Raw genomic sequence first — 265 nt, forward strand, 5'->3', positions numbered from 1 at the left:
TTCGAACCAGCACGGTGAACGCGGATATCCTCAGGTCCGCATGGTCTGCCTGATGGAACTGAGCAGTCACCTGTTGCGGGCCAGTGTGATGGACAGTTACGACGTGAACGAGATGCGCCTGGCGGCAAAGCTGGCAGCCAGCGCGCCGGATAACAGTATTACGCTGTTCGATAAGGGTTTTTACTCTTTAGGCCTGCTACATGACTGGCATAATGCGGGCGAAAATCGCCACTGGCTGACGCCGCTGAAAAAGAACACGCAGTAC

1 protein-coding gene is annotated in these 265 nt (G+C 55.5%); it reads left to right on the forward strand.

The features are described from left to right. Nucleotides 1-265, forward strand: a 265-nt coding sequence (locus LC431_RS26260; RefSeq protein ID WP_223510489.1) for a transposase, incomplete at both ends; no start/stop codon positions are given.

Origin of the sequence: Rahnella sp. GSA61A, from assembly GCF_019969905.1 — a bacterium.
Classification (GTDB): Bacteria; Pseudomonadota; Gammaproteobacteria; order Enterobacterales; family Enterobacteriaceae; genus Rahnella; species Rahnella aceris.